This window comes from Undibacterium pigrum (assembly GCF_003201815.1).
Taxonomy (GTDB): Bacteria; Pseudomonadota; Gammaproteobacteria; order Burkholderiales; family Burkholderiaceae_D; genus Undibacterium; species Undibacterium pigrum.
Window position 1 is genome coordinate 635829 of sequence record NZ_QJKB01000001.1, and the last position, 16854, is coordinate 652682.

General features: G+C 48.4%; 13 protein-coding genes. 1 reads left to right on the top strand and 12 read right to left on the bottom strand.

The genetic code is table 11. The features are described from left to right. Positions 1 to 39: 39 nt before the first annotated feature. From DFR42_RS02860 to DFR42_RS02915, 12 genes are all read right to left on the bottom strand, one after another. Positions 40 to 1605 (bottom strand): sensor domain-containing diguanylate cyclase, encoded by a 1566-nt coding sequence (locus tag DFR42_RS02860; protein WP_342766828.1) that lies wholly within the window; start codon positions 1603 to 1605, stop codon positions 40 to 42. Positions 1606 to 1773: 168 nt separating this feature from the next. Next, a complete protein-coding gene (locus DFR42_RS02865; protein ID WP_110253426.1) occupies positions 1774 to 3609 on the bottom strand; it encodes a nickel-dependent hydrogenase large subunit in 1836 nt (611 codons plus the stop codon). Positions 3610 to 3648: 39 nt separating this feature from the next. Then, entirely contained in the window at positions 3649 to 4443 is a 795-nt protein-coding gene (locus tag DFR42_RS02870) for a M15 family metallopeptidase (RefSeq protein WP_110253427.1), read from the bottom strand. 14 nt (positions 4444 to 4457) lie between these two features. After that, entirely contained in the window at positions 4458 to 5363 is a 906-nt protein-coding gene (locus DFR42_RS02875) for a phosphoribosyltransferase family protein (RefSeq protein ID WP_110253428.1), read from the bottom strand. Then, complete coding sequence (locus DFR42_RS02880) at positions 5363 to 5974, bottom strand: hypothetical protein (RefSeq protein ID WP_110253429.1); 612 nt, start codon at positions 5972 to 5974, stop codon at positions 5363 to 5365. The genes DFR42_RS02875 and DFR42_RS02880 overlap by 1 nt, the downstream gene beginning before the upstream one ends. Before the next feature lie 37 nt (positions 5975 to 6011). Next, positions 6012 to 7127 carry a hydrogenase expression/formation protein HypE gene (hypE, locus tag DFR42_RS02885; RefSeq protein ID WP_110253430.1) on the bottom strand — a complete coding sequence of 372 codons (1116 nt, stop codon included), beginning with the start codon at positions 7125 to 7127 and terminating at the stop codon, positions 6012 to 6014. After that, positions 7124 to 8278, bottom strand: a complete 1155-nt coding sequence (gene hypD, locus DFR42_RS02890; RefSeq protein WP_110253431.1) for a hydrogenase formation protein HypD — start codon at positions 8276 to 8278, stop codon at positions 7124 to 7126. The genes hypE and hypD overlap by 4 nt, the downstream gene beginning before the upstream one ends. After that, positions 8265 to 8996: a D-sedoheptulose-7-phosphate isomerase gene (locus tag DFR42_RS02895; protein WP_110253432.1), complete on the bottom strand. Its 732-nt coding sequence runs from the start codon at positions 8994 to 8996 to the stop codon at positions 8265 to 8267. Before DFR42_RS02895 ends, hypD begins: the two co-directional genes overlap by 14 nt. A 28-nt stretch (positions 8997 to 9024) precedes the next feature. Next, a complete protein-coding gene (locus tag DFR42_RS02900; RefSeq protein ID WP_110253433.1) occupies positions 9025 to 9303 on the bottom strand; it encodes a HypC/HybG/HupF family hydrogenase formation chaperone in 279 nt (92 codons plus the stop codon). Next, positions 9294 to 11771 carry a carbamoyltransferase HypF gene (gene hypF, locus DFR42_RS02905; RefSeq protein ID WP_211324129.1) on the bottom strand — a complete coding sequence of 826 codons (2478 nt, stop codon included), beginning with the start codon at positions 11769 to 11771 and terminating at the stop codon, positions 9294 to 9296. Before hypF ends, DFR42_RS02900 begins: the two co-directional genes overlap by 10 nt. Positions 11772 to 11910: 139 nt before the next feature. Next, a complete protein-coding gene (locus DFR42_RS02910) occupies positions 11911 to 13647 on the bottom strand; it encodes a hypothetical protein (protein ID WP_110253434.1) in 1737 nt (578 codons plus the stop codon). Positions 13648 to 14223: 576 nt separating this feature from the next. After that, entirely contained in the window at positions 14224 to 15405 is a 1182-nt protein-coding gene (locus tag DFR42_RS02915) for a tyrosine-type recombinase/integrase (protein ID WP_110254209.1), read from the bottom strand. A 174-nt stretch (positions 15406 to 15579) separates the two neighbouring features. Between DFR42_RS02915 and DFR42_RS02920 the strand changes: the two genes are divergently transcribed. Beyond that, the gene (locus DFR42_RS02920) at positions 15580 to 16677 is read left to right on the top strand and encodes a DNA-binding protein (protein WP_110253435.1); all 1098 of its coding nucleotides are present in this window, start codon (positions 15580 to 15582) and stop codon (positions 16675 to 16677) included. Positions 16678 to 16854: the final 177 nt, after the last annotated feature.

The following is a 16854-nucleotide window of genomic DNA, read 5'->3' on the forward strand; positions in this document are numbered from 1 at the left end:
TACCGCTGGCTTTGATTTGTAGTAGTTTTGATTTGATTGTCAGGTTTTTCCATCGCTTGCACAAACGCGATTGCGGCCACTAGATTTCGCACGATACAAAGCCTGATCTGCGGCTTCTATTAATTCCAGCGCTTGATTATTTTCACGAACAGGCACAAAGGCATCCACGCCAGCACTGACTGTGACGACACCGCATGCATTTCCCGCGTGTTTCAAATCCATGCGGAATATGGCCTGCCTTATGCTTTCCGCAACCATCAATGCACCTGCCACATCGGTTCCTGGCAATAAAACGACAAGCTCTTCACCTCCATAGCGTGCGCTTAAATCACCTGGACGGTTTTTGCCTGCTGCAACGATCTTGCCTACCTCGCGCAAGCATTCATCCCCTGCTGCGTGGCCGTAAATGTCGTTGTACTGTTTGAAACAGTCAACATCAATCATGATCAGGGCCAGGGAGCTTCCGTTGCGCATCGCACGGGTAAACTCGTCTCTTAGCGTGGTATCAAATTGCCTGCGATTTGCAAGTCCGGTTAAGCCATCCTGCATGGCGAGTTTCTCCAGTGTACGGTTCATGGATTGCAAAGAATTGCGTGCCAGTAGCAATTCATTTTCTACTTGTGTCCGTAATCTAATTTGCCTGATCAGGCGCGATCCCATGAAGGCCAGGCCAAGTATGAGCAGCCCCACACCTATAGATTGTATGATTGCATTTGATCGCCAGTCTGCCAATACTTCATCTCGCGATAAGGCTGCAGAAACGACCAGGGGATATTTTTCCAGGTGCAGGTAGCTATTGATGCGCGTGATACCGTCCTGTCCTGAAGTAAAGGTTTGTGTACCCATCCTGGCATGGGGGAGGAAATCGCGAAATAAGGGCAACTGGGAAATATCCCTGCCTAACGATTTTTCCTCGAATGGTCTCCTCAATAAGAGTGTTCCATTATCCAAAGCGACAAAGATGGCACCGGTTTGGCCTATCTCAAATTGTTCATAATGTCTTTTGAAGTACTCCATCTTGATTGTTGAAAGCACGACTCCGGCAAAGCTGCCATCGCCGTCATTCAGACGCCGTGATACTGTCACTATCCATTCGCCTGTGGATTTACTTTTGATTGGTGGACCTATGTGTACGCTACGATCTGCATGTTCACGGTGAAAGATGAAATATTCCCTGTCCGAGTTATTTGCATTTTGCAGCATCTTCGATTGCGAATTAGCTACCCAGCGACCATTTTTGTCATAAATGAATAAGCCATGAAGTTGTGGTAGTTCCTGCGCACTCTTGACAAGTAATGTGTGCATGCGATCCATATTGGATTCGGTGATGCCATCCACTTCAACTCTCTCAACCAGACCAACAAGTATGGTGTCTGCAGCTTTGATGGTATCGTAGGCATGCTGTGCGACAGAGCGCGCCAGATTAGTTGATGCTCTTTCAGTTTCTGCCAACTGCACTTCCCTTGCATGCCAGGTAACCCAGGCTTGCATTACGATCAGGGAAGCACATACCAGGATTACAAACCCTATAGCAAGTGAGGTCAGGGGGAGTTTTCTTGGGGCCGGGTCAGGAAGGCCCGTAGAAACTGCACTCATGCTTGTCATGAAATATCCCTTCCTCTGCTAATTACGAGAATTAGAAGTACTATCGGTAAATTATCTAATGAGGTAGAAAATTAGATAATAATTATAGTCTTCAAGGATAAAATATGCCCAAATTCTTTTTTTGCTCATGGAATGAGCAAAAATTTATAAGCGACCTTTTACTGTTGATCAGTTAATAGCAGGAAATTGCGTATCCACTTCTCTGGTGATTACTTCATTTGTCTCGTCGATCAGGATATGTGAGCTACAGCTCATGCAGGGGTCAAAACTCTGTATGGTTCGCTGTATGTCTATGCCGCTAAAATCGCTGGCATTCGTGAAATGAGTTTCAATAATCGGTGTGTTCAGTAAAGCTAGTTCCAATGGCCCCAGTGTATTTGCCGACCTGCGGGTCCCTACGTTGATACGCGAGGGTATCGCGATCTGATAATTGTCAATAACATTATCTTTGATCACCGCCCAATGCGCTAAAAAACCACGACTGGCGCCCCATAGACCAACGCCTAATTGCAAACCAGAGTGCGCCTGTTCAAGCGGGACACAGGTTTTTGTATGGCCATCGCACAGCAACTGTTCTGCGATGTGGATGTTTTCCATGGTGACAGACAAGTTAAATGCCAGGGAATATGCGCGTGCACGATTGCGCTCGAAAGCATTCCAGATTGCTGGAATTTTCCATTCCATATCCAGCAATTTCTCATCGGATGAGGGCAGGCTGAATTCCACGCTGTGACCAGTAGCGGCAACGTAGGGGTTATCTGGTAACGCCCTTGCTTTTGCAGTCAGGTATAGGCGGGCATAGGCTCCGACCTCAAAATTATGTCCACGCCAGCTCAGGCTGGAACCCCAGCTATAAGCTTGCGCATGCGCGGACCTGGGGCTTTGCGTTCTTTTATTCCATGGGTGAAGAACTGAAATGGGATTGCCATTCGGGTCGGTCTTGATGATATCTTGCTGATGTTCACAACGCTCCTGGTATGAAAAGTCCAATGACTCTTCCATACCAGCGTTCAATTGGCTCAGGCAAGTATTCAACAATTCGCCTTCAATAATGACTCCAGGCGTGGACCAGCGTTTGCGCCCCCAAATATCTGAATTCAGGTAAGTCCCATCGTAATAGTCAGGATGGTCCCATTGACCAAAATCCAGCATAGACGCAGGTGCACGACCCAGTTCTTCATAAAAAGGATTGGCGTCAAGCATGAAATCAAAGACATCGTCCCAAACAGCCGCTGCCTTGTGGCTATATGCAATAAAGGGTTGCAGGATTTCCCTGAATTGTCCGATGACCTCAGTATTGGCTTGTATCGTCACACCGCCGGGTATGATGGACTCTGAATGCGGATACTTGCCACCTAGTAGGCTATAGGCACGACGCGCTCTGGCAACCATTTGCAAGGCTTCTTTGTATAGCGCACCACTTCCTTTATTTAATGCAAGAAGGATGTCGCTGATGCTGTGATACCCATGGATTTTTGTGTGACGGCAATGGCTTTGTCTTGCTGTGTTCCAGATTTCCGGATTACTTTGCTCTACGCGTTGTTGCGAATAATCAGGCCCAGCCAATACGAACAGATGCATGCAATTATCATTCAAGTATTGGCAGCTTAATAGCAGGTTGCGCAAGACGATGCCAAGAGGCGGAGGCTTAAGCCCCAGTGCCATTTCCAGGCAAAGTGCCGAGGCAGTTGCATGGACGCCTCCACATATGCCGGATGCAGTGGCGCTCACCATGCCGACTTGTTGCAAGTCGCGACCAGGCAATAAAGACTCATATCCCTTGAATAAGGTAGCCATTGCAGCGCTGGACAGCACCTTTCTATTGCTCAGATCAACACGGCAATGTACGGCTAAAGCACCTTCCAGGCGGCTCAATGGATCGGTTTTGGCATTCAGGCTGACTTTGTTTCTTTCTTTGATGAGATTGAGCAAGTCCTTGTCCAGGCCATTTGCGTCCGCAGTACCCGTAATTGTTTCCGGTATTTGTTCTTCAGCCAAATCCATATGAAGTCCTTGTGCATTTAAGAATGAAAATATCTGGTGCTATGCTGGCGCACCGACATAGCCATACCAGGCAGCGGTAGGAGATGAGCCATAGAGTGCCGTTTTTACCTTGATCCAGATTTGATTACCCCAGTCATGGTGCCAGTACAGGATAGGGTCATTGGTGATGTCTTCAGTATGCAAGGCCCAGTGTAATAAGCGTCGGTTCCACAGGCGCTCATCATCTTCACCAATTTCCCCCTGTTGTAATTGCCGCTCAAAATAATCAGTGACACTGACTTCGCTATACTCTTCAAACTTTGATCCCATATTTAGCCATTCCCCGGTTTGACGGTGCCGTAGAATCAGATCTGCAGAAGAGCCTGTGCTGTGTATGCCAAAACTACGCGCATTACCTGGGTCAAAATTGCGCGGGTCACGTACATAGCGCAAGGCATATCTTTGCAATTCTTCTTCGCTGGCCGCGGGATTTTCTCTCTTGCCCCGTTCCCAATAGTAGGCCCACAGGCCACGCTGACATGCTATGGAACGGTAAGCGTCGAGGATCAGTAACTCAACCGAAAAGTCTTTCAGCAAATGATTCACGCGTGCCAGTTTTTCGGCGAAGCTTTTTCTGAGCCAGCCCACATTGCTGCTGCCCTCGATAAATTGCCCGTATGGTGCATTGCTGCCATCTGTCATCGCATACCATGAACTGAATGCCAGACCATAGTCGCTGACGTTCACCATCGCCTCATCAAACAAGGCTGCTTGCCTGTCGACTGGAATTTGAAAATGGGGCTGCCTGATCAAATTGAAGTCAGCAACAGGTATCTGGTATCGAATATCGTACATGCTGTGTATTTAATTTAAGTAGCAATGGAAAGGGACTTGCTGGCCTGAGTTGCAGCCAGTATGCTTAATTTTTCGGCAAAAAACGCAGCCGTATAACGATCCTCAAGCTTGGCCAGTTGAATTATCTTTTTGATGGTGTCTGGTCGCAAAAAATTGATGACATGCTGGAAATTTTGTATATCTTCGCTAAACAAACGTGATAAGCAACGCGTGGTATGTACAGTGTGTTCATCGTTCATGATGGCGGCAAAATTATCAGCATTGCCCACCATGTGATTATTTATTTGGAATTCAATTTCCGGATGCTGCTGAGCCAATTGTTGTTTGACGTGGAAGATGTATACCCAGTGGACATCCTTGACTTCAAGCTGGTCCAGCATTTTTTGCATGAATGCTTGTTGCGTGCCAGTCACGTAAATATCATTGATGACTAAAAGTCTTTGTCCTTTAAGCGCCTGCATCTGCACATTGCTTTTTGCCAGGTCATAGATTCTTTGCCTCTCAGACTGTCGCTGCTGAACCTGGCTTTTGCTGTAGTCATTGGCTTTTTTAAACGCTTCCATACTATGGACCGCATTTTGCTCCTGGCTCAAGCGTGGTTCGTGGAGATGAATGCCGTATCCTTGCTTACGCAACAGGTTGTGCACACGCCGGGCCAGCAGGTTGGCAGCAGAGGGCAGGTAATAGAAGGCGGGGGCTGATACTATCCAGTCCTTGGCAGATGTATTGCTCTCCTGATTGAGGATACTTGTAACCAATGCTGACAACTTGTCGCCAAAGAAAACCAGGTCCCTGAAACTGCCCAGTTTCATGCCTGGATAATGAGAATATAAATCCCCATCAAGCCGCAAGGGCAGGGCATTGATCTGTTGCAGGCACCAGGTCTTGGCAGGATTGGCAATATCGGCAGAAATGAGCATCAGGCAGGTACTTTATTCCAGACATGATGCGATGGCAGTTCACCTTTACTCAATGGCGGAAGCATTTTCACTGTAAAGTTTTCCTCCAGAGCGGCAACCCAGATGCGTGAAGAGAGATTGACTTTATATAGCTCGAATAATTTATCGTCGTCTGCCCTGGTTTCGCTATATACCCGTCTGTCTATTAATTGGTAAAACTCATCCGGTACGAAATCTTCATTGAGCATGACGTGTGCAGTTTGTTTTTCATCGCTGACCCACCATTCGAATTTCATCTGGCTATTGCAGCGACTGACACAGTTGTCGTTTTCCATGACAGTCAAGCGGTCTCTGTCGGCACATTGTGTAACGTAATTCACTGAGTCCAGCACACCCGGACCTGGATGGGCGCTGACTACTACCAGGTTTTCTCTGTGCCAGAGCTGGTCTTTTGACAGGGCAATTGCTGCAACTTGCATGGCGCGGTAACCAACAGCGGTCCCCCACCACAAAGAGCGCTGGTGTTGAGCCGTTGCTTCTTGATAATCCAGTGTCAACACACGGTCCTTGTCGACGATGCGTATCAGCAGGCCTTGCGCAGGGATGTATTCTTTGGAAGAAAAGTAAGTCATGCTTATCCTTTAGATCATGGTCAGTTTTTGGTATTGATTAGCAGATGCGGGGTAATTGTTCGCCAACCAGCATGTCAACAATGCGTTTTCCACCAAAACTGGTTTGCATATGCACGCGCCCAGCACGGCCTCCTGGCAAAACGCTTCCTATATCTGCGGAGTATTTGCCCAGAGGGTGGTCGCGCATGGCAGACAGTGCCGCCTGTGATTCGTTGGCGGGTACAACGGCAACCAGCTTGCCTTCGTTTGCGAGGTACAGAGGATCAAGCCCCAGAATTTCGCAAAAACCTTTTACCTCCTGGCGTATAGGGGTTTTTGTTTCATGGATTTCAATGGCACATTTAGAGGCAGCGGCAATTTCATTGAGCACCGAGGCTATGCCGCCGCGCGTAGCATCGCGTATGAAGCGGGTATTTGGTGCTGCCGTCAGCAAAGTCTGAATCAGCTCATGTAGCGGGGCGCAGTCACTTTCTATAGGGCTGGTCAAGTGCATATCGCCACGGGCATTCAAAATGGCTGCGCCATGGTCACCCAGATAGCCATTCACAAGTATGTGATCTCCATCCTGAGCCTTATCGGCCCCCAGCTTGAAATCCTGATGTATGACACCTATGCCAGCCGTGTTGATAAAGATTTTGTCGCAACTGCTACGGCCAACTACTTTGGTATCACCTGTGACGATAAACACACCTGCAGCTTTTGCTGTATCTGCCATGGATTTTACAATTTGCCGCAAGGTGCTGACTTGCATGCCTTCTTCTATGATCATGGCGCAAGTCAGATACAAGGGCGTTGCTCCGCCTACAGCAAGATCATTTACCGTACCGCAAATTGCCAGTTTGCCTATATCACCACCAGGAAAAAAGATGGGGTCGATGACATAAGAATCCGTCGTCATGGCCAGCCGGTCACCATATCTGGCCAGATCACTTAACTGAAAACGCGCCTGGTCTTCCAGGGTATTCAAGGTTGGGTTGCTGAACGCTTCAATGAAAACATCATCAATCAGATCTCGCATGGCTTTGCCGCCACCACCATGGGCCAGGGTGATGACGGGGCTGACCAGCTTGCCATGGCGGGTGCGTGTATCCGGAGAATTAGCGGCCAGTTCATCACTGCCGACTCTGGCAAGGTTTTTATCTGCCACGTTCATACGCTGGTCTCCTCAAGCTGATGTATTTGTATGATGTCTTTAGGCGCACCACCGTATTGGTAATAGGCAGCACAAGCGCCTTCGCTTGATACCATCAAGGCACCCATCGGTGTTTCAGGTGTACAGGCTTTGCCATAGACCTTGCACTGCCAGGGTTTGATAGCACCTTTCAGCACTTCTCCACACTGACAAGATTTTGGGTCGGCGATAGAAATTGCAGGCAAAGCGAATTTTTTCTCGGCATCGTAGGCAGCATATTTTTGGTTCAATTGCACGCCTGAATTATCAATCGAGCCCAGACCGCGCCATTCAAAAAACTGGCGCAATTCAAACACTTTGCTGATCGCTTCCAGAGCCATGCGATTGCCATGTTCTGGTACGACGCGGTTGTACTGGTTTTCTATCCGTGCCTCGCCTGCATGCAATTGCTTCAAGACCATCCATAAGGACTGCAGTATGTCTAAAGGCTCAAATCCTGAAACCACAACTGGGCGCTGGTAATGTTCTGCAATAAAACCATAGGGCTGGTTGCCAATAACCATGCTGACATGGCCTGGCCCCAGAAAACCATCGAGCTGCAGATCGGGAGAATCCAGCACCGCCTTGATGGTGGGGATGATCGTGATGTGGTTGCAAAACAGCGAGAAATTTTTAATGCCATCGGCCTCAGCCTTCAATACCGTCAGTGCAGTGCTGGGCATGGTGGTTTCAAAACCCAGTCCAAAGAAAACCACTTCCTTGTCAGGATTTTTTCTTGCGATACTTAATGCATCCAGCGGTGAATACACCATGCGCACATCTGCTCCCAGGGCTTTTGCTTGCAGCAGACTGCGCTTGGAGCCCGGCACCCGCATGGCATCCCCAAAGGTGGTCATGATGGTATTGGCTTGTTCTGCGATGGCTACGCAGTCATCGACGCGTCCCATGGGAAGTACACAAACGGGGCAACCTGGGCCATGTATCAATTCCAGGCTGGATGGCAACATATTTTCTATGCCATAGCGAAATATCGAATGCGTATGTCCGCCACATACCTCCATGATATAGACAGGACGCTTGAGGTCTCTGGCAAGCTGATCAGATAATTTGGTGATTTCCCGTATCAGGGTCTTGGCCTTGTCAGGATCGCGAAATTCATCAACGTATTTCATGTTCGGCCTCTGTTCTTTCCTCGTATTGCTGGGTTTTACTACTCAAGTAACCACGTTCATCAGCTAATAAGGTATGCACCAGATCCCACAAGACGTGATAAATGGCGACATGGCATTCCTGAGTGCGGTGGATGCTGTCAGAGTCGACAACCAGGCAGTGATCAAGGTCGGTCCTGGCCATCTCACCACCATTGCCACCAGCCAGACCTATCGTGGTGGCACCTATTTTTTTTGCTTGCGCAAAGGCGCGAAGCAGATTGTCAGAGTTGCCACTGGTTGAGATCCCGAAAAGCACATCGTTTTTTTTCATCAGATTGGCTACCTGACGTGAATAGACATGCTGGTAACCGACGTCATTGGCAATCGCCGTCATGACGGTTTTATCGCAACTCAAATCATAGGCAGGCAGGGCAGGGCGCCCGGTCGTGACCGGATGCAAAAATTCGACGGCAACATGGGATGCATCTGAACTGGAGCCACCATTACCCATAGTGAATAATTGCCCATGCTTTCGATAAGAATCTGCGATGGCATTGGCACAGTCGACCACCGCCTGTTGATGCGTTGAAAAAAATTGGTCGACGATTTTGTGGTGCTGCGCCATTTTTTGTTCTATCGAATCAAGGAGTGCCTGATTGATGCTGACTGCATCAGATTTCTTCTTCGTCAGAAATGGATACAGTGCTTGCAGATGGCTGGTATTTTCAGTGTCGTTCATGGCTGTCTCTGTGGTTAGCGTAAATCATTCAGGAATCACCTTCCTGCATGGCGACCAGTTCTTCCTGCATTTGCCCCAGCTCATTCAATATGGCCAGCGTCGCCTGCGCCTCAGCCTCATCAATCACGCTCATGGCAAAGCCCACATGCACCAATACCCAGCTATCGATGAGGCCATGTAGCTCTTCGCCTTCCTGGGCCACGCAGCTGAGATCCACAGCACGCTGTATCCCGCCAACATCGACCATGCCTAGCTGTTGCTCAACATCGGTGATGCTGACTATCTTTCCTGGAATTCCTAAACACATACATTCTCCTTTGGGGTAAAGCGTAATTCATGGGATAGGTCGGATACGGTCGTTTTATCATTTACAATGATTCTGGCTGCCGCAATGGCAGCCTGTCCCAGCGCGATGCCACCATCGTTGGCAGGAATCAGGCTGTGACTCAAACAGTTCAGGCCCTTTTTATGCAGGCTGTGAATCAAGCCTTCCAGAAGCACAGCGTTTTGCATGCAGCCACCAGACAGTGCGACATCATTGAAGGTGTAGCTTTGCCTTAGCTGCAATAACATGGCGACAATGCCTTTAATCAGGCCGGCATGGAAACGGGTGGAAATCAGCGTGGTTGAGATTCCCTGCCTCACGTCATCCAGCAACTGTGGCCACATGCTGGCGGCATTTAGTTCGGGTAAACCAGATGAAGGAATATTGGGAATGTCGATAATCAGGGTGTAACTGAGGCTCAGGTCATCGTCGGCAAGATAGTGTGACAGCAGGTCTTTATCGACCAGCATTTCAAGTTCTATTGCTGCTTGCCCCTCGAATTGCACTTGCTCTGCATGAATGCCTATCGCTGCGGCAACTGCGTCAAATAAGCGACCTGCAGAACTGGCGAGCGGACAATTAAGCGCCCCTTTCATCATTTTTTGCAGAGTCGCGGTGGGATGACTGGCGAAGCAGGCAGCCAAAGCGGTTTCACCATAGTGTGTCTGGAAGCTTTCCCAATCCATGCTGTTTAAAATATGGGCATAGGCATTGCGCCAGGGTTGCTTGACGGCCTGGCCTGCGCCTGGCATGGCGACGGGTTTGAGACGGGCCACCCTTTGGTAAGTACGATAATCTGCCAGTAAAAACTCCCCGCCCCAGAGCGTGCCATCGTCACCGAAACCCAGACCATCCAGCGCCACACCAAGCACTGGCGAATGATCTATGGCTAACTGATTTTCTGCCATGACACAGGCAATGTGGGCATGATGATGTTGAATTCTGATGGCCGGCATGCCGTTAGCGCCAGAATCATTTTTAGCCAGTTTGCTGCTGATGTATTCCGGATGTTGGTCAAACGCCAGATAGCGTGGTGTAAATTCAAACAGGCGCTGATACAGCGCTAGATTATGTTCATAGTCATCAAAGGTGGAAACGTCTTCCAGGTCACCCTGATGTTGGGACAAAACAGCCGCCCCTTGTTTTACCAGACAAAATGTGGATTTAAGCTCTGCTCCATAAGCCTGTATGCCATCGGCTGTTTCAAATCCTGATGGCAGCCTGATTGATCTCGGCGCATAGCCACGTGCCCGTCTGAGTATGCGAACTTTGCCTGCCACGCAACGAACCACGCTATCATCAATGCGATTGGCAACCGCACGGTTATGACAAACCACCAAGTCAGCAATGCTGCTCAAATTTGCTATTGCTTCATCATTGTCTATGACTTGTGGCTCGCCAGATACGTTGCCACTGGTCATGACCAAGGGGCCGCCAAATTGCCTGCAAATCATATGATGCAAAGGTGTATAAGGCAGCATGAAGCCCAGTAAGCGACTGCCAGGGGCGATGGCTGCAGACAAGATAGTCGACTCTGGATTTATTACCTGCCTGGCTTCAAGCAAGACTATAGGGGCGATGCTGCTGCTCAATATGTCTTTTTCCAGCTCAGATACCAGGCAATAATTTTTAATTGTCGCAAGTTCGTGCGTCATGAGTGCGAACGGTTTTGCATATCTTTGCTTGCGTTCCCGCAGTGTTTCGACTGCCGCATGATTGGATGCGTCGCAGCACAAATGATATCCACCCAGTCCTTTTACCGCGACGATTTCCCCTGCCTTCAAAACCGTACAAATATGGCTTAACTGCGCCGCGACCTGCTTATAAGGGGAAGATGTAGCAGGGCAGGGATATATGGTTTGTCCTGCACTATATAAAATCAGACTGGGGCCGCAGGCATGACAGGCTATGGGTTGGGCATGAAAACGCCGGTCCAGCGGATTTGCATATTCAACCTTGCATTGTTCGCACAGATCGAAACTGGCCATGGTGGTAGTTTCCCTGTCATAGGGAATGCCCTGAATAATGGATAACCTGGGGCCACAATGCGTGCAATTGGTGAAAGGATATTGAAATCGTCGTTCTTCGGAATTGTTAATTTCAGCCAGGCAGGCTTTACAAGTGGCGGCATCCGGCACTACTTCTGTACTTCCCCGCAAGTGTGTAGAACCGGTGATACGAAAGCCGGAATAATCCCAGTTATCATCACCCTTAGTCATGCTGATGGAATCTATCTGCGCCAGAGGTGGTGCTTCTTGCTTCAATCTGGCCAAGAAATTTTGTATGCTCTGTGATGTGCCAGACAGACGTATCAACACACCATCGCTATCATTCGCTACTTCGCCACGTAGCAGGCATTCCATCGCCAGGCGGTAAACAGCAGGACGGAAACCGACACCCTGGACAGCTCCCCTGACACGTATTTCCTGGTTTTCCATCATGGCTGGCATGCTTTGTTCTCACGTTGAGACAAGGGCATTCACAAAGACATGCTTACCTGAAAATCTGGCAAACTGTCTGTGGGCTGGCTATCTAATGTAATCCGTGACTGTGCGGAGCTGGTTCGCCCCGCACAGTCACAGTGTCTATTTACTTGTTTTTTGGATACAAGGGAATCAAGGTGTTATAGATATGGCTGACAGAAGTATTGGCAGGCTGGTTGACTGGCTGACTGCCATTTGAGTGACAGCTAAAGCAATTCGAGCCTGAACTCTTCGTGCTACCTATGCCCTGGTCATAAGTTTCCATGGTCGTATTGTTGAGCAGGTTGGTGCCGACCTGGTTGGTAGCGGTAACGGTTTTGCCGCCTATGGTCCAGGTTGCACCTGTCAACATATAGTTGGCCCGTACATCACCTTTGATCAGTTGGTTCAGGACACTGCTGGTGGTGGAAATGACTTCAGTATTCTCCAGCAGTACATTGGCTGCATCCGAACCACTGCCCCAGGCTTTCCAGCGTAGAGTATCGCTTGGGCCTATAGGTGTGGATGTATTGGCAGTGATATTCGGCGAAGCTTTGAAGTTGGCCAGTTGTACATTTGGGGTAGCAGACTTCAGCGAAGAAAATAACCATGCGCCAGTCGTGTCTTGTGCAACATTGACAGTCGCACCAGTATTGCTGGTGTAGCTATAGGCTGCATTTGGTGTATTGCTCAGGTGCTCAAATGTTGCCCAGATCATTTCTGGATGGCCATTGGTGCTTCCCACTACATGCATGCCTACCAGTGCCAGCTTAACAGGTTTGTTTTGACCTGTAGGTATCCACAAAAGTGGGTTGGATTTATTGTAGAGTGGCACAGAGGTGTTCACTGTGATGTAGTTACTGGCCTTTAAACCAAGTGCATCAAGGCCGGTGGTATCTATCCATGCAGTTTTTACTTCCATGGTCAAGGCTTCCTGATCAGGGATCTTGACCCCTTTGGATGCAGCATAGTTAACTACAGCGTTAACTTCTGCCTGTGTCGTCGGGAACACATTATTGGGATTGGAAATATTGCCGTTGGCAACACCAGTCTGGAAGAAGGCAAACACATCGTTCACCATGGTGGCGTAGTATACCAGTGACTGATTTTGCCCCAGCAAAACGCCAGACAAGCTGCCAGCCTGACCCTGAGTAGGTTCTATGGTATTGCCCAGGCTATCAACAAAAACAGTTTTTCCGTTGGCCTGGAAAGCCTGCACCATATTTTTTGCCACTTTGGTATTCATGGTCAAAAGATGCGGTGCAACTTTCGCAGCGACTGTTGCATCCATGTTTTGCTGAGCAGGCACAGCGATTTTTTTGTTGGCAGAATCAAAGAAACTTGGTTTCTTGCCTTCTTGCGCTTCGATGCGATTAATTTCTACAAACTTGCCAGCGCTGTTTTTAATGAGGGATTGCCCTTTTTCTGTCTGCGGTGCTGGCAATACTTCAAACGAGTGACCGGTCTTGTCTGTAATACGTTGCAAGCCGTTCGGACCAACTTGTGCGCTGCGAATATTGAGTAGCGGTAGCGGAACATTAGGCAAGTTTTGACTATAGGTGCGTTTGTTCTCGGCGTTCAGGCCAGATACATTGTAGAAAACTGGCGAATTGAAGACCATTGAATTACCGCCGTATGTGCTGGGGGCAGGCGAAGTCAGCCACAAAAACATTTGCGCCGACCATTGATAAAAATCACAGTCTGTATTGTTGGTGGGGAAGGCAATGCTATTGGCAGGATTGACGACGCCATTCAAGCTGACATTGCCGCCAAACCATCCAGCAAATGTCTGTGGAGACACAGCACACAAAGCTTGAGCATTTGTTGGCACTACGGTCTGTGCCTGGGCTGTAGTCATCAGCATTGGAGCAACTGCGATAAGGCCACATGTCAGACATTTGCTGAGAGCTGAATTTTTTTGCCTGCTTCGATTAATTATTGCTGATCCGTTCATTGTATTTCTCCCTTTTATAAGCAAGGTCAGAAAATCTCTTCACCTGCTTGATTTGTCATGAGACTACCCGGCGACCAAGGTGTATCCAGTTCTATGCCAGAAATACCAAAGCCGTGTTTTTGTTGCATTTTCCACATCAATAAAGACAGCGAACTACAAAACAGAAAATGGTGTAATCAGCGTGGACAAGCTGAAAGGGAGTTTTGGAATTTCTAATTCCTCACGCCTGAAGTGTAAAAAAGACAATGAATTAATTGGGTATTAATTTAACATGCATTTTGCAAAAAAGAATAGATGAAATAATAATTAATGTGACTTTTTATCTACTATTTTTAAAAACATGTCAGAGGGGAAATGAACGCGTTGTTTTTTGCGTTGTTGACTTGCCTGGTGTTGTTGGCATGAAATTCAACTGAGCAAGTGCAATTTGATGGGAGGTGTATGATGCGGCGCAGATATGTCAGGCGAATGCATTCAGTGCGGGGGTTACCAGTCAATTTTATGTCCTGCCTCTGTCTCGCGATGGCGAGCATCGTCTGTTGAGTGCAGGTAATTGTTGGTGGTGCTCAGTGATTCATGACCTAAATTGTCACGGACATGACGCAGATCGATATCATTGTTTGCCATATGCGAGCCTGCGGTATGGCGTAACCAGTGGGCAGATGCTTGCTCGACCCGGTCGGCAAGAGGGATAAATTGCTCACCGCGTTGCCTTAATTGCTCAGCAGTTTGCTGGAATACTTTTTTTACTATGGCATGCAAGGCGCCGCGTGTCATGGCGTCGGTCCTGCTGCCTATGGGTAGTAGTAAGGGCAGGGTCTCTGCTGGCAGGGGCAGGGGAGTCAACCCCTTGGATTGACGGTAGCGACTCAGTTCTACCATCAACTCATTCGTTGCTGGCACGATTCTCAGTTTGTCACCTTTACCCAAAATTTCCAGCCACCAGCGCTCCTTCCCATCCTTGTCACGTCTGCAAAAAAAACTGCCCATAGTATTGCTGATCACTTCAGAGATCCTGAGGCCGCACAGATACAAGAGTGAAAAAAGCCAGCGCAGACGGTAATACTGCTCGAGATTGCGGGAGGTTTCCCTGGGCATGGATTCTATGGTCTGTTTGACCTCCAGCCACAAATCTTCTTCCAGATAGCGCGTAATGCGCGGCCGGGCTTTTCTGGCACGTTGACGTGACAAGGACAGTGGGTTGCCTGCCAGGTAGCCCGCATTTACCAGCCATGAAAACATCACATTCAATATGACCGCTGCCTGACGCTGGCTGCCAAGCGAGAGTGGCCCTGAAAATGGCCGCCATTCAGGATGATTGCGCGCGAATTTTCGCTTGTCGCGCATGATCCAGCGTGCTGCCGGCTGAGGATTGGTCAAAAACATTTGGTAACTGAGCCAGTCTTCATGTGTCAAAGAAGATAAAGGCTTGCCCAATTGCATGGTTGACCATAAAAGCAGGCGTTCAGCCTCTTTCCGATAATTGTCAAAAGTCGTCTTGGTATCCCAGAAGCGCGCCAACCATGCCTTGATGGCCTCAATATCGTTTGCCGCCTTGATTTGCGGCCGGTTTCCCATGGCACGGTTGCTACCTTGGCTGCCATCCATATTGGCTGGCAATAAGACATTTTCCAGAGTTGCCAGGGCGGGCGAATTATCGATATTCATTTGATTTTCTGCAAGGTATTTGATGAAACGCCTTGTCATTGCTCAAAAATTTGCGTTTCTATCTATGTGCGAAATTATAGTGACATTATAAAAGTAATGTCATATTTAATTTAATTGAAGTTGGATATTTAATGTAATACGTTGTATTATTAATTAAATTAAGAGAGGGATATTATGGATACGCCCGCACAGAACGAACGCATGCTTTTGGCTGATATTGAGACGCTGCGTGAGCAATTCCCGCAGACGCAAGATCTTTACAGAGAGGTATGTATCGCCATGTTCTTTCGCTATGGCATCACGCCAACGGCGAACAAGCTCTATCAATTGGTGCGAAAAGGCAGCATGTCGGCGCCAGCTGAAGCCTTGGGGCGCTTCTGGGAAGATTTGCGTGAAAAAAGCCGGGTCAGGATAGAGCACCCGGATTTACCTGAGGCCTTAAAACAGGCAACGGCAGAAATGGCAGTCAGCCTTTGGGCGACGGCCCTGGGGCAGGCACAAGAGTCGCTCACAACTTACCGATCAGAAGTTGCTGGGCAACTTGTTGAGGCGAATGCGGCAAAAGAAGCTGCTGAACTGGCTGAGCAGACTGCAAACACAGCTCTCGAGGCCATTTTGCTTAAACTGAAGTCGACCGAAGCCATTGTTCAGAGCCTGGAGCATCGCGTTACCGCGCTACAAACAAAAAATGAGGGGCTAGACTCACAATTAGCGGCAGGAAAAGCGGAAATAAGCAATTATCAATCGGAGTTAAAAGAACGCAGCCAGGAATTCACTTTGGAGCTGGAAAAGCAACGTCAGATAGCTGTGCTGACAGAGGAAAGATTCCATGCTTCAGAAAAGCGTGCCTTGATGGAGATTGACAGGGAAAGGCAGCATTCTGGAAAGTTGCAAAAAGAACTGGATCAAGCGCGAACTCAGCTAGCAGAACTGATTAAAAATCACCAAAAAGAATTACTCATCAAGCATGATGATATTGGTGGCTTGAGGCAAGAAATAGGTGCTTTGCAGGGTAATTTGTCTGCGCTGGCCGAGAGCCGGGACTTCATGCTTAAAGAATTGAGTTCAGAAAGAGGGCGCCTGGAATTATCACAAAACCAGCTTTCTTCCGTTACGGTGGAGATGGGGGAGTTGCAAAAGCAACTGCACCTGGCCGAAGGCCGGATTACCTCCTTACATGCTGAACTGGCTGAGGAGCGGGCCGCAAGGCAAGCAGAAAAGCAACTTGAATCGCAAATCAAACCTGCGACCGAGGGTGAGGGTGCTGCCTAATTTTATTTGCAAAGCCGCATGCGGCTCTTGGCGATAATTTTAAAATCGTGCAAATGGCAGATATTTGTACAAAATACTGAACTTTCACCTCAGTTTTCAGACTAAACTGGCCGCGCTTGAGGCTTGCCAAAAAGCACGTCGAGGGAACCCACCTATAATTTTCACATCTTTTTATAA

Bases quoted from the DNA above. Each gene is read 5' to 3' on its own strand.
- DFR42_RS02865 (WP_110253426.1), bottom strand. From the start codon at position 3,609: ATGGATTTGGCTGAAGAACAAATACCGGAAACAATTACGGGTACTGCG.
- DFR42_RS02875 (WP_110253428.1), bottom strand. From the start codon at position 5,363: ATGCTCATTTCTGCCGATATTGCCAATCCTGCCAAGACCTGGTGCCTG.
- hypF (WP_211324129.1), bottom strand. From the start codon at position 11,771: ATGCCAGCCATGATGGAAAACCAGGAAATACGTGTCAGGGGAGCTGTC.
- DFR42_RS02895 (WP_110253432.1), bottom strand. From the start codon at position 8,996: ATGAACGACACTGAAAATACCAGCCATCTGCAAGCACTGTATCCATTT.
- hypE (WP_110253430.1), bottom strand. From the start codon at position 7,127: ATGAACGTGGCAGATAAAAACCTTGCCAGAGTCGGCAGTGATGAACTG.
- DFR42_RS02860 (WP_342766828.1), bottom strand. From the start codon at position 1,605: ATGACAAGCATGAGTGCAGTTTCTACGGGCCTTCCTGACCCGGCCCCA.
- DFR42_RS02870 (WP_110253427.1), bottom strand. From the start codon at position 4,443: ATGTACGATATTCGATACCAGATACCTGTTGCTGACTTCAATTTGATC.
- DFR42_RS02915 (WP_110254209.1), bottom strand. From the start codon at position 15,405: ATGAATATCGATAATTCGCCCGCCCTGGCAACTCTGGAAAATGTCTTA.
- DFR42_RS02900 (WP_110253433.1), bottom strand. From the start codon at position 9,303: ATGTGTTTAGGAATTCCAGGAAAGATAGTCAGCATCACCGATGTTGAG.
- DFR42_RS02910 (WP_110253434.1), bottom strand. From the start codon at position 13,647: ATGCTGATGACTACAGCCCAGGCACAGACCGTAGTGCCAACAAATGCT.
- DFR42_RS02880 (WP_110253429.1), bottom strand. From the start codon at position 5,974: ATGACTTACTTTTCTTCCAAAGAATACATCCCTGCGCAAGGCCTGCTG.
- hypD (WP_110253431.1), bottom strand. From the start codon at position 8,278: ATGAAATACGTTGATGAATTTCGCGATCCTGACAAGGCCAAGACCCTG.
- DFR42_RS02920 (WP_110253435.1), top strand. From the start codon at position 15,580: ATGGATACGCCCGCACAGAACGAACGCATGCTTTTGGCTGATATTGAG.